A 14,030-nucleotide genomic window follows, 5' to 3' on the forward strand; every position below is an offset into this window, starting at 1 on the left:
TCGCGTGCCCGTTCATGCACCCGCATAAAATCAACCGTCCCGGCTGCCCTGAAAACGGGGTAGGCATCCCGGCAAAGCCGAGTTAATCACGGCGCGCCAGAAGCCTTAACCGGATTCCCAGATTTTCCTGCGGGAACATGACGTTCCGCAGCCCGCCAAAGAAACCAAAGACCCATGATCCAAGTCACGCTGCCTGATGGCTCGAAACGCGAATACCAGGACGGCGCCTCGCCGCTGGACGTTGCCGAGTCGATCTCCAAATCCCTCGCCAAGAAGGCGCTCGCCGCCAAGGTCGACGGCCAGATGTGGGACCTCGTCCGCCCGCTTGAAGGTGACGCCAGTGTCGCCATCATCACGGAGCGCGATGCAGAAGGCCTCGAATTAATCCGCCACGATGCGGCCCACGTTCTCGCCCAGGCCGTCCAGGAACTTTACCCCGACGCCCAGGTCACTATCGGGCCGGTCATCGATGACGGTTTCTACTATGACTTTGCCCGTAAGGAGCCGTTCTCAACGGATGATTTCGACCGGATCGAAGCGAAGATGCGCGAGATCGTCGACGCCGATTATCCGATCCAGCGCGAAGTCTGGGACAAGGACGCCGCAATCGCCGAGTTCAAGCGCATCGGCGAGGACTACAAGGCCCAGATCATCGATGACATCATTCCGCCCGGCGAAGCCATCACGGTCTACAAGCAGGGCAACTGGTTTGACCTCTGCCGCGGCCCCCACCTTCCGTCCACGGGCAAACTGCCCAAGGCGTTCAAGCTGATGAAGCTCGCCGGTGCCTACTGGCGCGGCGACCACCGCAATGAAATGCTCCAGCGGATGTACGGCACGGCCTGGGCGAGCGAGAAAGACCTCAAGGAACATCTCACGCGCCTGGAAGAGGCCGAAAAACGCGACCACCGGAAACTCGGTGCCCAGCTTGATCTGTTCCACCTCGATGGCATGGCAGCGGCGGGCTCGGTCTTCTGGCACCCGAATGGCTTTCAGGTCTGGCGCCAGATCGAAGCTTACATGCGCCGGCGCCTGGATACGTCGGGCTATGAGGAAATCAAGACGCCGCAGCTAATGGACTCCGTGCAGTGGGAGAAGTCCGGCCACTGGGGCAAGTATCGCGAGAACATGTTCATTGTGCCGGATTTTATTCCGGAGGGAGACGAAGGTGTAGAGATCTCCGTGCCCGAAAATGCAAAGCTCATGGCGCTGAAACCGATGAACTGCCCGGCGCATGTCGAGGTGTTCAAGTCCGGCCAGAAATCCTATCGCGACCTGCCGCTCCGCCTTGCCGAGTTCGGATGCTGTCACCGCAACGAACCGCACGGCGCCATCCACGGCATCATGCGGGTGCGCCAGTTCACGCAGGACGACGCGCACATCTTCTGCCGCGAAGACCAGATCGTTGAGGAATCGATCCAGTTCTGCCGTCTGCTGGAAAGCGTCTACCGCGATTTCGGCTTCGAGAAGATTGCGGTCAAACTCTCCACGCGTCCCGATGTGCGCGCTGGCGATGATGCGACATGGGACCGGGCCGAGAACGGCCTCAAGGCGGCGGTTGATGCCGCTGGCCTGCCTTGCGAATTGTTGCCGGGCGAGGGCGCGTTCTATGGCCCCAAGCTCGAATTCCAGCTGACGGATGCCATTGGCCGGGTCTGGCAGTGCGGCACGCTCCAGCTCGACTATGTGCTGCCCGAACGTCTGGGGGCTGAGTATATTGCCTCCGATGGGTCGAAACAGCGTCCCGTGATGCTTCACCGCGCGATCCTTGGCTCCATGGAACGGTTCATCGGTATCCTGATCGAGGAGTTTGCCGGGGCCTTCCCGATCTGGCTGGCGCCGGTTCAGGTTGTGGTCGCTGCGATTTCGGATGATGCGGCCGGCGCATATGCCGAAGAGGTCGCTGCAGAGCTACGCAGGACGGGCCTCAGGGTGGAGGTCGACCGGCGCAACGAGACGATCAACTACAAGGTTCGTGAGCATTCCCTGCAGAAGGTCCCGGTCATTGCGGTGGTTGGCGCGCGGGAGGCCGAAGAACGCAAACTCGCCCTTCGCCGCCTTGGCTCGAACGGCCAGCAGGTCATCACGCTGGACGAAGCGCTTGTCTCGCTTACCGTTGAGGCGCTGCCGCCGGACCTCAAGCGCGCGCGCGGCAGCTAAGGGCCGATGACAACCCCGCGATCAGCGGTCAGAGTGGACAGAATGGCTTACGGACCTGTCTTTGCCGGACTGCTGCTGCTCTGGCCGCTGCTCGCCGTACTCGGCACGCTCGGCTTTGCCCCGTTGCTCGGGCTGACCGGCATTGCCGCGCTGCTCCTGGCGCGGCCGAAGATGCCGCCGCCGGTCTATGCACTCTTTGCGATCGCCTTTATCGGCTGGGCCGCGATCAGCGAAATCTGGTCGCCGGCCACCACCCAGCTTGTCAGCGGCAGTCTCATTGAGGGCAACTTTGCTATCGGCGCGCGCAGCATCGTGGTGGTCCTGACGGCCACCTTCGCCATGCTGACGATTGCTGGCGCGATGCGGTCCCAGCTTGGCCCACAGACCCGGAAGTGGGTTTATGGCGTCCTCATCCTGCAGGGTGGGCTCGTCTTCATTTCGGCCCTCGTGGCCCGGCCCGCGCTTGCCCTGATCTATGGGGATGATCCCAATCACGCAGTCAACGGCGTGCAGAATATCGGCCGGAACATGAACACCTTTGCGGTGGTCCTGCCGATCCTTGCAGCCGCCTCCGGCGCCCGGCGTGACCGGCTCGGTCTGCTGGCGGCTTCCGGTCTTGTCCTGATGACGCTGTTTGCTGCGCTGATGATGGACAATCACTCCGCCGTCTTTGCAGTATGCGGCATGCTGGGCGCGTTCCTGTTGATACGTGTCCTGCCCAAAACCGGCTTTCGATGGCTGTTCGGCCTGATCGCGGGTCATATTGCGGCGGCCCCGTTTATGGTCAGCCTTTTCATCCGCCTGATGGCCGGACTTGATGGCGTTCTGCCGCCTTCCTTCAGATCACGCTTCTGGTCATGGGAAGTCGTGATGAGCCGCATCGGTGAAACGCCGTATACCGGGCACGGCCTGATGGCGACGCGCACCTGGCGCGACACCTATGCAGACTATCCTGCCTGGGCCGCGCAGCTTCCGGAGTTCTGGAAACAATACCCTGTGGTGCCCGGCCACCCGCATAACATGCCTCTGCAGATATGGGCTGAAACCGGCTTCATCGGCGCCATGCTTGCAGCGTTCGCAATCACGGTGATCGGTTTCCGGCTCCCGCGACCGGCTGAGCTGCGCCCGGAAATCCGGTTCGCCATCGCTGGGATGGCAGGCGCTGTCTTCAGTATCTTCAACTTTTCCTACAGCGTCTGGAACGAGGCATTCTGGTCCGGGCTAGCCTTGGCTGTCGCGATGCTGATCCTCCTGCACCGCAGTGGAAAGGCGGGCGGGCCGGCATGACCGAGCAGGTCGCCGCGCTGGTCGTGACGTATCACACCGGTCCGCGGCTCAGTGAATGCCTGTATGCCCTCAAGGCCGATCCGGCGATCTCGGAGATCGTGATCGTGGACAACGGCAATCCGGCGGGAGTCAGGGATTGGCTCAAGGGTTTTGTGGCCGCTTGCGCCGGACGGGCAAAGCTGATCGCGCTGGACAATCCCGGCTTTGGCGCAGCGGTCAATCGTGCGTCCAGGGAAACGGCGGCCGGGATGCTGCTGGTGATCAATCCGGACTGTGTGATCCGCCGCAGATCGGTTGAGCAGTTGGCCGCCGCCCTTGACGGGGCTCCGGTGCCAGCGATTGCTGGCGGACGTATCTTCGGCATCGATGGCCGGGAGCAGCGGGGTGCCCGCCGCAATACGCTTACTCTGGCGGTGGCCCTGGGCGTTTCGCGCTGGGTGCTCGATAGTGAACCTGCACCTTCTGCACCGGTCCGCGTGGGCGCGATTTCCGGCGCGTTCTTCATGATCCGGCGCGCCGATTTCGTTCAGCTGGGCGGATTTGATGAGGGGTATTTCCTGCATGTGGAAGATGTGGACCTTTGCCGCCGTGCCATTGAAGCGGGCGGCGCGGTCATCTACCAGCCATGTGCGGGCGCGCTGCACTACACGTCCACTTCAGACGTGCCCTCGGCGAGGGTTCAGTCGCATAAGGCAAGAAGCCTGGCGCGATACTTCCGGAAGTTTGCGCGAGGGCCGTTCGAGCGCTTGCTTGTGGAACTGGCAGTTCCGTTCATCCGGCTGGCCCTTTGGCTGCGGCGCTGACCCGCCGGCCAAGAAAAAACCCCGGCCTGAGCCGGGGTTTCTCACGCAACACATCGCGCAGGCAGATTGCCTTACACGAAGCCTTTGAACTTGTCCTTGAAGCGCGAAACGCGGCCGCCGCGGTCCAGGGACTTGCCCTCGCCGCCGGTCCAGGCCGGGTGCACTTTGGGGTCGATGTCGAGGACCATGCGGTCACCCTCTTTGCCCCAGGTGGAGCGGGTCTGGTACTCGGTGCCATCTGTCATCACCACGGTGATGAAGTGATAGTCGGGATGCCCTTCTTTTTTCATGGCCTGGGCCTCTCTCTCATAAACGGTTCGCAACGGGTTGACGCAGCTGGGTGCGCTGGCATGTCTCAGCCGGAATTAGAAGTGGGCCGTATAAGGGAAAGGTTTGGCGCCCGCAAGAGGTGCTGACAGGGATTCGGCGCCCGCCGGTCCAAAAGGGAGAAACGACAGGCCAATGGCCGATTCCAGCCCAACCATCGTGGACGATCGGCGCACAGCCCTGCCCGAAGGCGGGGAAGCAATCGGCCGTCCACGGGGGCGCAGCCTGAAGCCGCTGGCCCTGCTCTGGCCCTATGCACGCCGCCACTGGATCACGGTGACAGTTGCGCTGGTCTTCCTGCTGGCTGCAGCGGCCCTGAGCCTTGCCATCCCGATGCTGCTTGGTCGGGCGGCCGATGCCGGCCAGCGGGCAGGGGCTGATCCGGCGCTGCTCAAGGCGTTGATCGACCAGGCCTTCCTCTGGGTCTTTGCGGCCGCGGTGGGTTCGGGCGTTCTGGGCGCCATCCGCTTCTATTTCGTTTCGCGCTTTGGCGAGCGGATTGCCGCGGACCTTCGCCGTGATCTTTATGCTCATCTGCTGCGCCTTTCCCCAGCCTATCACGCCAAGATGCGGTCGGGCGAAGCGGTTTCGCGGCTGACGGCGGACATTACGCTGCTGGAGACGTTCCTTGGCTCGTCGGCCTCGCTGGCGGCGCGCACCTTGATGACGACGACCGGGGCGCTGGCCTTGATGCTGGCGGTCAACTGGCAGCTGGGGCTGACACTGCTCGCGATGCTGCCGGTGGCGATCCTGCCGATCATGATCATCGGGCGGACAATCCGGAAGATGTCTAACGAGGCCCAGTCACGCCTGGCGGACGCGGGCGCAGAAGCGGCCGAGACGCTCGACTCGATCGAACTCGTACAGGCCTATGGCCGCGAAGGCGGCCAGCTCTCAACCTTCCAGCGGGCGATCGAGGCGACCTTTGCCGCCGCCATGCGTCGCACGGGTGCGCGCGCGATCATGATCGTGCTGGTGTCGGTACTCCTTTTCGGCGGCTTTACCGGGGTGCTCTGGATGGGCGCGCGGGCCGTGGCGAGCGGGGAGATGAGTTTTGGCGACCTGGCGACGATGGTGATGTATGCCGCTTTTGCAGGCTCGGGCCTTGGCATGCTGGCGGAAGTCTATGGCGAAGTGATGCGGGCGGCCGGCGCGGCGGACCGGGCGGCGGAAGTCCTCCGCGCGGTGCCGGAAATTTCGGCGCCTTCCAGCCCAAAGGCGATGCCTGAAAAAGGGCAGGGCGCGCTCAGCTTTGACAAGGTCACGTTCCGGTATGGTGAAGGCTCTGCGTCTGCGCTGGAGGAGTTCTCCCTCACTGTGAAGCCTGGAGAATTCGTGGCGCTCGTTGGCCCAAGCGGTGCGGGAAAAACGACGGTTTTCCGGCTGGCGCTTCGCCTGTTTGATCCGCAAACGGGTGAAATAAAGCTCGACGGGGTCTCTTCGACCGAGGCCGATCCGCGCGACTGGCGGCGCTGCTTTGCCTACGCGCCACAGGAGTCGGCGTTGTTTACAGGCACGGCGGCCGACAACATCCGGTTTGGCGACGAAGGGGCGGATAATGCTCTGCTGGAGCAGGCGGCCCGGATGGCTGAGGCGATGGGCTTTCTGGACGAGAAGGAAGGCCTTGCGACCGAGCTTGGCCAGAAGGGGCGCAGCCTTTCAGGCGGCCAGCGCCAGCGGATTGCGCTGGCCCGCGCGCTGGTGCGCAATGCGCCGGTGCTGCTGCTGGACGAGGCGACCTCGGCGCTCGATTCCGAAAGTGAAGCGGCTGTGCGCCGGGCGATCGAAAATGCGGCCACCGGCCGCACGACGCTGGTGATTGCCCACCGCCTCTCCACCGTGCGCCGGGCCGACCGCATCCTCGTGATGGACCATGGCCGCATCGTCGAAGAAGGCACGCATGACAGCCTGGTGACCAAAGGCGGGCTTTATGCGCGCCTGGCAGAACTTCAGTTCACGGAGCGCTAAGGCGTCAGGCCTTCAGACTTTTTCCGGTCCCGCTTGATGGCGCCATCAAGCGAGAAGGAGAAAGCCAGCGACAAGATCAGCGGCACCCAGATCGGGAGGGTTCCAAGGCCGGGCGCCTCCAGCGCCGCAGCCAGATGATCATCCACGCACCACCATAAAAGCCAGAGCCACATATGAGCCTCCTTTGAGTTTGAGGGAGTGAGTTTAATCTGCGGGGGAGCGGAGGGATATGGGGGTGATTGCGATGGTTTGCCCTTAAGCAGCACCCCTTTCCTCCCCTGCGAAACGGGGGAGGTGGCAGACGGCGTCAACCAGCTGACGGAGGGGGGGCTTGGGCGTTGATTCCTGCTCAGGCCTGCGGCCTTGCTTTTTCGTCGAGCCGGCAGAGGAGCGCGTCGGTCCACGGCGCGAGACGTTTCAGGATGCTGGCGGGAACGGGGAAGTCCTTCAGCTTAGAGCGGGCATGACGGCGCAGGAGGCGCGCGAGGCGCGGAGCGTGTTTTTTCCTGATGGTTGAGGACGAGGGCGAGACGCCGGGCGGCTTCCATCATCAGGGCCCATTGGACGAAGGGGGTATCCAAGCCGTTGCTGTTTGAGGCGCGCTTGAGGGTGTCCATGAGTTCGGTGAGGCGGAAGAGCGTGTCGCGGCGACCCTGTCGAACTTGTGGGGGACCACGCCGCGCAGGAAGACGCGCAGCGCACCGAGGAAGGCGGCGATGCGGGTCCAGAGTTCCGGGCGGGGCGCGGTGATGTCCATGCGCTGAAGATGGGGCGTGGTTGAGTGGGGAGGATAAGGTGCCTTAAGAATTTTCGTCCGCCTTCCCGGTTTTGCCGCAGGCGAAGACCGGGAGCCAGGGAGGGCTTAGTACTGCTTGGCTTTCTGGGTCCCGGATATTTGCTCTCGCAAATTCCGGGATGACACGTTTAGGGGGTGTGCAGAGGTAGGATAGGGGCGCGGTTGTCCACGCTGTAGCCGCCCTCACTTCCCATCTCTGCGCGATGGGCTCCTCCTCTCCCAGAGGGAGAGGGGTTCAGCGTTGCGTTTGGATGAAGCGCAGCGGATTACTCGGCGGCTTGCAGGGCAGGTTTTGCGGCGGCCTTCGTGGATGGGATGTGGAACTGCATGACGCCGTCTTCGATGGGCAGCTCGCGCAGGTTTTTCCGGTCGGTGAAATAGCTCTGGTGGAGCTTCCAGGGGGGCTCTGTATGCTGGCGGGGGAACTGGTCCATCACGCGCTGGAAATAGCCCGAGGAGAAATCGACGAAGGGTTCGGTCTCGTTCGGGAAGGCGGCGAGATAGGGCATGGCAGAGGTTGCGCCTTTCTCGTCCATCAGGTTGATCAGACGGCTGACATATTCGCTCGTAAGGTCGGCTTTCAGCGTCCAGGAGGCGTTGGTGTAGCCGAAGGTGACCGCGAGGTTTGGCACGTTCGAGAGCATCACGCCTTTATAGTTCAGCAGGTGGCCCGGATCGACCTTCGCCCCGTCGAGCGAGACGGAGACACCGTTCATGAATACGAGGTTAAGGCCGGTGGCGGTGACGATGATGTCGGCTTCCAGTTCCTTGCCGGATTTCAGCAGGATGCCTTTTTCGGTGAATCGGTCGATATGGTCGGTCTCGACGCTGGCCTTGCCTGACTTCAGGGAGTTGAACAGATCAGAGTCCGGCACAAGGCAGAGGCGCTGTTCCCACGGATTGTAGGAGGGGGTGAAGTGTTTCTCCACGTCATAATCCGGGCCGAGCTGCTCGCGCACCATGCCGAGCAGGCGCTCGCGCGCCTTGGCTGGGTTCTTGCGTGTCTGGCGGAAGAAGAACTGCTGGAAGGCAACGTTCCGCCAGCGGATGAGGTTATAGGCCCACTGATCGGGCAGAACCTTACGCAGGAAATTGGCAAAGCCGTCCACCGACGGGCGCGAGACCACATAGGTGGGCGAGCGTTGCAGCATGGTGACATGGCCGGCCTTGTCCGCCATCGAGGGTACCAGCGTCATGGCGGTGGCGCCAGAGCCGATTACAACGACCTTCTTGCCGGCATAATCGAGATCTTCCGGCCATTTCTGGGGATGAAGGATCTGTCCACGGAAGGAATCCTCACCCGGAAAGTCCGGACGGTAGCCTTTGTCATAGCTGTAATAGCCCCCGCACATGAAGAGGAAGCGGCAGGTGGTTTTCTCCTGCGCGCCGGTGACCGTGTTCTCGCTCGTGACGGTCCAGGCCTGGTCGGCGCCCGACCAGTTGGCGGCGACGATCTTTGTGTCGAAGGAGATGTGCTTGCGGACGCCGTATTCGTTGGCGGTGTCGTTGACATATTTACGGATGGAGGGGCCGTCGGCGATGGCCTTGGCGTCCGTCCAGGGTTTGAAATTGTAGCCCAGCGTGTGCATGTCCGAATCCGAGCGGATGCCGGGATAGCGGAAGAGATCCCATGTGCCGCCGATGGCGCTGCGCGCTTCATAGATGCGGTAGCGTTTGGACGGGCAATGCTTGCCGAGATGGACGGCGGCGCCAATGCCCGAAAGGCCGGCGCCGATGATGAGGATGTCTGTGTCGAGCTGGGTCATGTCCCCAGATTACGCGATTTTGCCGGGAAAGAAATACGTGACGCGAGCGTCACGTAAATTTAATTGGCAGAAGGCATGTCAATAACGGGTCGAAAATTCCAATTGATTTAAGTTAGACTTAAAACTATTTAGGTTTTAATTTGAACAGTTGGAGGTGCTCATGCGCTTGTCTCCGGAATTGCGTGGCCATATCGGTCTTGGAATCAAGATTCTTGTCGGTGTGCTGGCGCTGGCATTGATCGGGGAGAAGTCCGGCCAGCTTGAGCATCTGGATTTCACCGTTGGGGATGCCTGGGCCAACGTCCGGGTGATTTTTGCCTTCTGGCTCACGATCCTGGCGCCGGGCTTTTATCTGTGTGCGCTCTGGGCGCTGGGGGCGTTCTTCACAAAGTCCAGGTCGGATCATGAGTTCGGCCCGGCAATGGTGAAAAGCCTCCGCGAGACCGGCCAGGACCTGCTGATCGGCGCGGCGGCGGCCATCCTAGTCGAACCGGTTTTCTCGGTCTGGCTGATCGAGGGTTTTCGCGGGGTGCGGGTGTCGCTTGAAATCGAGGATGTCACCATTGCCTTCATCGGGGCTGCGATCTTCCTGCTCGCGGAGACGGGCAAGCGCCTGCGGGTCGAGCTGGAGCAGTTCGTCTGATGCCGGTGAAGGTCACCATTGATGTCATGCTGACGCGCAAGAAGCTGACGGCGCGGGATGTTGCCGCCCGCATCGGCCTGAGCGAAACCCAGATGTCGCTCTTGCGGACGGGCAAGATAAAGGGGATGCGCTTCGATACGCTGGCGCGGCTCTGCTATGTGCTCGACTGCAAGCCGGGTGAGCTGATCGATTATGACCGCGACGCAGCAGACCTCACCGCGCCGGGCGAAGCGGACGTCTAGACTTTCGCAGCCCGGCCGAAGGAAGCGGCGTGGCGCAGCTGTTCCATCACGCCCGGGACGATGTCTTCATTGCCGGCGAGGATGTTGCCGGTTTTCATGACGTCGCCGCCCTCGATTTCCTCGATGATGCCGCCTGCTTCGCGCACCAGGACCATGCCGGCCGCAATGTCCCAGGGCTTGAGGCCGCGTTCCCAGAAGGCGTCAAACCGGCCGGCGGCGACCCAGGCGAGGTCGAGCGCGGCCGAGCCATAGCGGCGGATGCCGGCAGTGGCAGGCGTCATTGCGGCCATCTCGCGGGCGAAGGTGATGTGGCTTTCCTCGCTCTTGCCCATCCAGGGCGTGCCGGTGGCGACAACGGCTTCGCCGAGCTTCTTGCGGACGGCGACACGCAGCTTGCGCTGGTCGAGCCATGCGCCGCGGCCGACCTCGGCCCAGAAGAGCTCGTTCTTGGCAACATCGAACACGACGCCGGCGAAGGGTTTGCCATCGCGCTCGAGGCCGATGGAGACGGCGTAATGGGGCTGGCCGTGCATGAAGTTCAGCGTGCCGTCGAGCGGATCGACGACGAAGCGGTTGGATTTGTCGGTGCCTTCGACGATGCCGCGCTCTTCCATCAGGAAGCCATAGCCGGGGCGGGCCTTGGTGAGGCTGGCATGGATGATCTCTTCGGCGCGCATGTCGGCGCTGGTCACGAAGTCTGCCGGGCCTTTGCGGGAGACCTGGAGGTTTTCAACCTCGCCGAAATCACGCGCGAGGCTGCGGCCTGCGGCGAGGGCGGCGGCGATCATCACGGCACCAACAGGGGAAGGTTTCGACATGGGAACGTCTCGTTTGGGCGCATTTATGGCGGGACCCGGCGGCGTAAGCCTTTGACTGCGCACGGTCAAGGCGCCGAAGTGTTAATGGCGCTTTTGGTTGTCGAGGAGGTTGCCGCGAGCGTCAACTGCCGCCAAACTCGCCCCACACGAGCAATGGACGGCTGAAGATCGTGCTGAACCAACTAGTCTCCTTCGATAAGCTGATCGGGACCAAGCTGATCACGATCCTTTACTATTTCGGGCTGATCGGCATCGCGCTGGGCCTGATTGCAGGCGTTCTGTCTGGCGTCGGCACGATGGTGAGCTTCGGGTTTTTTTCCGGGCTATCGGGCTGGTGATAGCCTCGGCCATGGGGGCCGCGATCGGCCTCTTGGTCTGGAGGTTCATCTGCGAGTTCTATCTGCTGTTCTTCCGTACGGCGGATGACCTGCGGGAGATCAAGCTCAACAAGTTGGGCCAGCCGCCCGCTTCGGAGTTCTGATTGCGCGCCTTCAGGAGAGGTCATCGAAGAGAGCGTTGAAGGCCCTGACCGCTGCGGCAGGGCCTTCTTCATATGCCCAGACGCCGCTGGAAACAGCGAGGAAATCGGCCCCGGCGGTGACCAGCGGGGCGGCGTTGGAGACGGTGATGCCGCCGATGGCGAGGCAGGGGACCAGCATGGCCGCCTGCCAGACTTCCAGGAGTTCGAACTCGGCCGGAACCGTGCCTTCCTTTGTGGTTGTCGGATAGAAAGCGCCGAAGGCGACATAGTCGGCCCCGTCTTCGCCTGCCTGCATGGCGCGGTGGTAGGAGTTCTTGGCGGTGGCGCCGATGATCGCGTCAGGCCCCAGAAGGGCGCGGGCAGTCTTCACCGGCATGTCGGACCAGCCCAAATGGACACCGTCTGCGGCAAGCTCCCGGGCCAGTTCGGCAGAATCGTTGATCAGCACGGCGACGCCAGCTTCCTGGGCCATGGCGGTCACGGCGGCGCTGAGCTCCTGCGTTGCCTGCATATCTATCATGCCGTCTGCGCCCTTCGAGGCGCAGCTGCAGGGATGCGACATCGCCCGCGTGGAGGACGTTTTCCAGCGATTTCCGGAAGGCCTGCACATCGGCGATCTGCGGCGGGGTGATGAGGTAAAGGCGGGTGCGCGGGCGCGGCGGGGCTTTGTCAGTCATGTCTGCAGCCTCTGCGGCGCCCGGCGCAGGAAGTCAACGTAAGGCGTGTCTCTGGTCAAATGGAAGCAAAGTTCTGTATTGGAACTTTAATTGAGAGACCCGATCGTCATGTCCAGGAAACTGGCCGTCCGCCTGTTCCAGCCCCTCTTCGGGCTGTTCATGGCGTCTTTCATGAGTTTCCTGATGTGGGGGGATCACGGCGATCAATGTCGGCATGCCGCCGGATTTCGTCAGCCGGTGGATGCATTCCTGGGAGCTCGCCTTCCTGCTGGCCTATCCGGCGATCCTGGTCGTGGCGCCGCTGGCGCGGCGGCTGGCGCTGAAGTTCGTCGAGTCGCCCTTTGCGCCTTCCGCGCCCGTGGCCGGGACGAAGGGCTAGTCCTTCTTTTTCAGGATGCGTTTCGTGCTGGCGGGGTTTTTAGCGAGCGCCGCGCCCCTGCGCATGGGGCGGGGCTCCAGCTCGCCCCGGCAGTTGGGGCAGGCCCCGTCGAGGTCACCATCTGCGCAGTCATCGCAGAAGGTGCACTCGAAAGAGCAGATGAATGCGCCCGGCTGGTCCGGCGGAAGGTCCCGGTCGCAGCATTCGCAGTTGGGGCGCATTTCCAGCATGGGCAGGGCCTTCAGAAATCGAACAGATCGCTCAGGAAGCTCTCGCGCTTGTAGCGTTTTCCCCGGCGGTGTTTCCAGTCGTCATCGTCATCATCGTCGCGGCCCCGGAAGCGGTCTTCATCGCGGAAGTGTTCCGGGCGGTGGGCTTCAGGCTGGGGCGCTGCCGGGGCAGGGATGACGGTAGCGGCCCGGTCAATAATCTTGTCGAGTTCGCCCCGGTCGAGCCAGACACCCCGGCATTTGGGGCAATAGTCGATTTCGACGCCGGAGCGCTCCGCAATCACAAGGGTTTCGTTGTCGACGGGGCATTTCACGGCGTTAGTCCTCCAAAACAAAGAAGCGCAGCAGAGGCCTGCTGCGCTTCCTGAAATGGGGGCTGTTGCGCCAGCCTCAATAGGCGGGCCCTGCGGCAAACGGATCAGCCCGCTTTGGAGGCTTCGCAGATGCAGTCGATTGTTTCGCCGAGGACGGCGTCAAAATCAGCGTCTGCCTGCTTGGCCGACAGGCCCTCTGTCAGCGCGCGCGAGAAGGAGGCGATGATGCCGGTATTCTCCGAAAGCCGGCGGTTGGCTTCCTCGCGGCGGTAGCCGCCCGAAAGGGCAACGACGCGCATGACGCGCGGATGGTCGACCAGCGGCTTGTAATGGTTGGCCTTCTCCGGCAGCGACAGTTTCAGCATCACCTGCTTGTCGGCGCCGAGGGCGTTCAGTTGTTTCAGAATCTCGGCGAGGAGGATTTCTTCAGCCTCTGCCTTGTCGGCAATGGTGATCGTCACTTCCGGCTCGATGATCGGCATCAGGCCATGGCCGAGGATCTGGCGGCCGACATCAAACTGCTGGGCGACGACGGCGGCGATGCCTTCGCGGTTTGCCGCATTGATGACCGAGCGCATCTTGGTGCCGAAGATGCCCTTCGCGACAGCGCGTTCCAGCAGCGCGTCCAGCTCAGGCATCGGCTTCATCATCTGAACGCCGTTGGCTTCATCGGCGAGGCCCTTGTCGACCTTCAGGAAAGGAACGACCTGACGCTTCGTCCAGAGATATTCTGCGGTCGGAATGCCGTCAATGTCGGCTTCCATGGTGCGCTCGAAGAGGATGGCCCCGACAACCTTCTCGCCGGTGAAGGAAGAAGATTTGATGATCCGGGCACGCATCTCGTGGATGAGGGCGTACATTTCCTCATCATTGCTGTAGGCGCTTTCCTCGATGCCATAGAGGCGCAGGGCCTTGGGGGTCGAGCCGCCGGACTGGTCGAGGGCGGCGATGAAGCCAGCCTTTTCCGCCACCTGCCTGGCCATCTCGAGATTAACCGCATTCTTCACTGCCGAATCCACACTCATTAACTCACCTCTCCATTGGCCTGTCCCGGGCCTTACGCCTCTGCCCTGCGCGCCGGTTGAAAGGGCCAGAGGCTGGTTCTGCCGCGCTTTGAAACACTCAAGCGGGCGGAATTA

18 protein-coding genes are annotated in these 14,030 nt (G+C 62.5%); 10 read left to right on the forward strand and 8 right to left on the reverse strand.

All coding sequences use genetic code 11. From position 1 onward, the window contains the following. Positions 1 to 174: 174 nt before the first annotated feature. Genes thrS through KG722_RS05400 form a run of 3 tightly spaced genes read left to right on the forward strand, consistent with a single transcriptional unit; the run spans position 175 to position 4,250 of the window. Positions 175 to 2,160, forward strand: a complete 1,986-nt coding sequence (gene thrS / locus KG722_RS05390) for a threonine--tRNA ligase (protein WP_213270475.1) — start codon at positions 175 to 177, stop codon at positions 2,158 to 2,160. Between the two features lie 42 nt (positions 2,161 to 2,202). After that, entirely contained in the window at positions 2,203 to 3,447 is a 1,245-nt protein-coding gene (locus KG722_RS05395) for an O-antigen ligase family protein (protein WP_213270478.1), read from the forward strand. Next, complete coding sequence (locus KG722_RS05400; protein WP_213270480.1) at positions 3,444 to 4,250, forward strand: glycosyltransferase family 2 protein; 807 nt, start codon at positions 3,444 to 3,446, stop codon at positions 4,248 to 4,250. Before KG722_RS05395 ends, KG722_RS05400 begins: the two co-directional genes overlap by 4 nt. A 71-nt stretch (positions 4,251 to 4,321) precedes the next feature. Here KG722_RS05400 and rpmE read toward each other — a convergent pair whose 3' ends face one another. Continuing rightward, entirely contained in the window at positions 4,322 to 4,540 is a 219-nt protein-coding gene (rpmE, locus tag KG722_RS05405) for a 50S ribosomal protein L31 (RefSeq protein WP_011648164.1), read from the reverse strand. 172 nt (positions 4,541 to 4,712) lie between these two features. On the opposite strand from rpmE, the gene KG722_RS05410 reads away from it, so the two are divergent. Next, on the forward strand, positions 4,713 to 6,545 hold the full coding sequence (locus KG722_RS05410) for an ABC transporter transmembrane domain-containing protein (protein ID WP_213270482.1): 1,833 nt from the start codon (positions 4,713 to 4,715) through the stop codon (positions 6,543 to 6,545). Here KG722_RS05410 and KG722_RS05415 read toward each other — a convergent pair. Then, positions 6,542 to 6,718 (reverse strand): hypothetical protein, encoded by a 177-nt coding sequence (locus tag KG722_RS05415; RefSeq protein ID WP_213270484.1) that lies wholly within the window; start codon positions 6,716 to 6,718, stop codon positions 6,542 to 6,544. The genes KG722_RS05410 and KG722_RS05415 overlap by 4 nt on opposite strands. Positions 6,719 to 7,607: 889 nt before the next feature. Continuing rightward, on the reverse strand, positions 7,608 to 9,107 hold the full coding sequence (locus KG722_RS05420) for an NAD(P)/FAD-dependent oxidoreductase (RefSeq protein WP_213270486.1): 1,500 nt from the start codon (positions 9,105 to 9,107) through the stop codon (positions 7,608 to 7,610). A 160-nt stretch (positions 9,108 to 9,267) separates the two neighbouring features. On the opposite strand from KG722_RS05420, the gene KG722_RS05425 reads away from it, so the two are divergent. Together KG722_RS05425 and KG722_RS05430 are read left to right on the forward strand one after the other, a co-directional pair. Then, positions 9,268 to 9,750: a hypothetical protein gene (locus KG722_RS05425; protein WP_213270488.1), complete on the forward strand. Its 483-nt coding sequence runs from the start codon at positions 9,268 to 9,270 to the stop codon at positions 9,748 to 9,750. Further along, positions 9,750 to 9,992: a helix-turn-helix transcriptional regulator gene (locus tag KG722_RS05430; protein WP_213270490.1), complete on the forward strand. Its 243-nt coding sequence runs from the start codon at positions 9,750 to 9,752 to the stop codon at positions 9,990 to 9,992. The genes KG722_RS05425 and KG722_RS05430 overlap by 1 nt, the downstream gene beginning before the upstream one ends. On the opposite strand, the gene KG722_RS05435 is transcribed toward KG722_RS05430, so the two are convergent. Continuing rightward, positions 9,989 to 10,810, reverse strand: coding sequence for an inositol monophosphatase family protein (locus KG722_RS05435; RefSeq protein WP_213270492.1), 822 nt, complete (start codon positions 10,808 to 10,810; stop codon positions 9,989 to 9,991). The genes KG722_RS05430 and KG722_RS05435 overlap by 4 nt on opposite strands. A 170-nt stretch (positions 10,811 to 10,980) precedes the next feature. Between KG722_RS05435 and KG722_RS05440 the strand changes: the two genes are divergently transcribed. After that, a complete protein-coding gene (locus KG722_RS05440) occupies positions 10,981 to 11,148 on the forward strand; it encodes a DUF4282 domain-containing protein (RefSeq protein WP_213270494.1) in 168 nt (55 codons plus the stop codon). Positions 11,149 to 11,159: 11 nt separating this feature from the next. After that, positions 11,160 to 11,291, forward strand: coding sequence for a DUF4282 domain-containing protein (locus KG722_RS05445; protein WP_213270497.1), 132 nt, complete (start codon positions 11,160 to 11,162; stop codon positions 11,289 to 11,291). A 10-nt stretch (positions 11,292 to 11,301) separates the two neighbouring features. Here the strand turns inward: KG722_RS05445 and KG722_RS05450 are convergent, their stop codons facing one another. Continuing rightward, positions 11,302 to 11,901: a thiamine phosphate synthase gene (locus KG722_RS05450; RefSeq protein ID WP_366910093.1), complete on the reverse strand. Its 600-nt coding sequence runs from the start codon at positions 11,899 to 11,901 to the stop codon at positions 11,302 to 11,304. Between KG722_RS05450 and KG722_RS15010 the strand changes: the two genes are divergently transcribed. Both KG722_RS15010 and KG722_RS05455 read left to right on the forward strand, forming a co-directional pair. Next, a complete protein-coding gene (locus KG722_RS15010; RefSeq protein ID WP_300998248.1) occupies positions 11,810 to 12,010 on the forward strand; it encodes a hypothetical protein in 201 nt (66 codons plus the stop codon). The genes KG722_RS05450 and KG722_RS15010 overlap by 92 nt on opposite strands. Before the next feature lie 199 nt (positions 12,011 to 12,209). Then, on the forward strand, positions 12,210 to 12,347 hold the full coding sequence (locus tag KG722_RS05455; RefSeq protein ID WP_366910095.1) for a DUF2798 domain-containing protein: 138 nt from the start codon (positions 12,210 to 12,212) through the stop codon (positions 12,345 to 12,347). On the opposite strand, the gene KG722_RS05460 is transcribed toward KG722_RS05455, so the two are convergent. The 3 genes from KG722_RS05460 to KG722_RS05470 all read right to left on the reverse strand — a co-directional run bounded on the left by KG722_RS05460 (position 12,344) and on the right by KG722_RS05470 (position 13,916). Beyond that, on the reverse strand, positions 12,344 to 12,577 hold the full coding sequence (locus KG722_RS05460) for a DUF1272 domain-containing protein (RefSeq protein WP_213270502.1): 234 nt from the start codon (positions 12,575 to 12,577) through the stop codon (positions 12,344 to 12,346). The two genes, KG722_RS05455 and KG722_RS05460, sit on opposite strands and share 4 nt — an antisense overlap. An 11-nt stretch (positions 12,578 to 12,588) precedes the next feature. After that, complete coding sequence (locus KG722_RS05465) at positions 12,589 to 12,891, reverse strand: zf-TFIIB domain-containing protein (protein WP_213270504.1); 303 nt, start codon at positions 12,889 to 12,891, stop codon at positions 12,589 to 12,591. Between the two features lie 104 nt (positions 12,892 to 12,995). Further along, a complete protein-coding gene (locus KG722_RS05470; protein WP_300998251.1) occupies positions 12,996 to 13,916 on the reverse strand; it encodes a fructose bisphosphate aldolase in 921 nt (306 codons plus the stop codon). Positions 13,917 to 14,030 lie beyond the last annotated feature (114 nt).

The organism is Hyphomonas sp. (assembly GCF_018402285.1).
Lineage (GTDB): Bacteria > Pseudomonadota > Alphaproteobacteria > Caulobacterales > Hyphomonadaceae > Hyphomonas.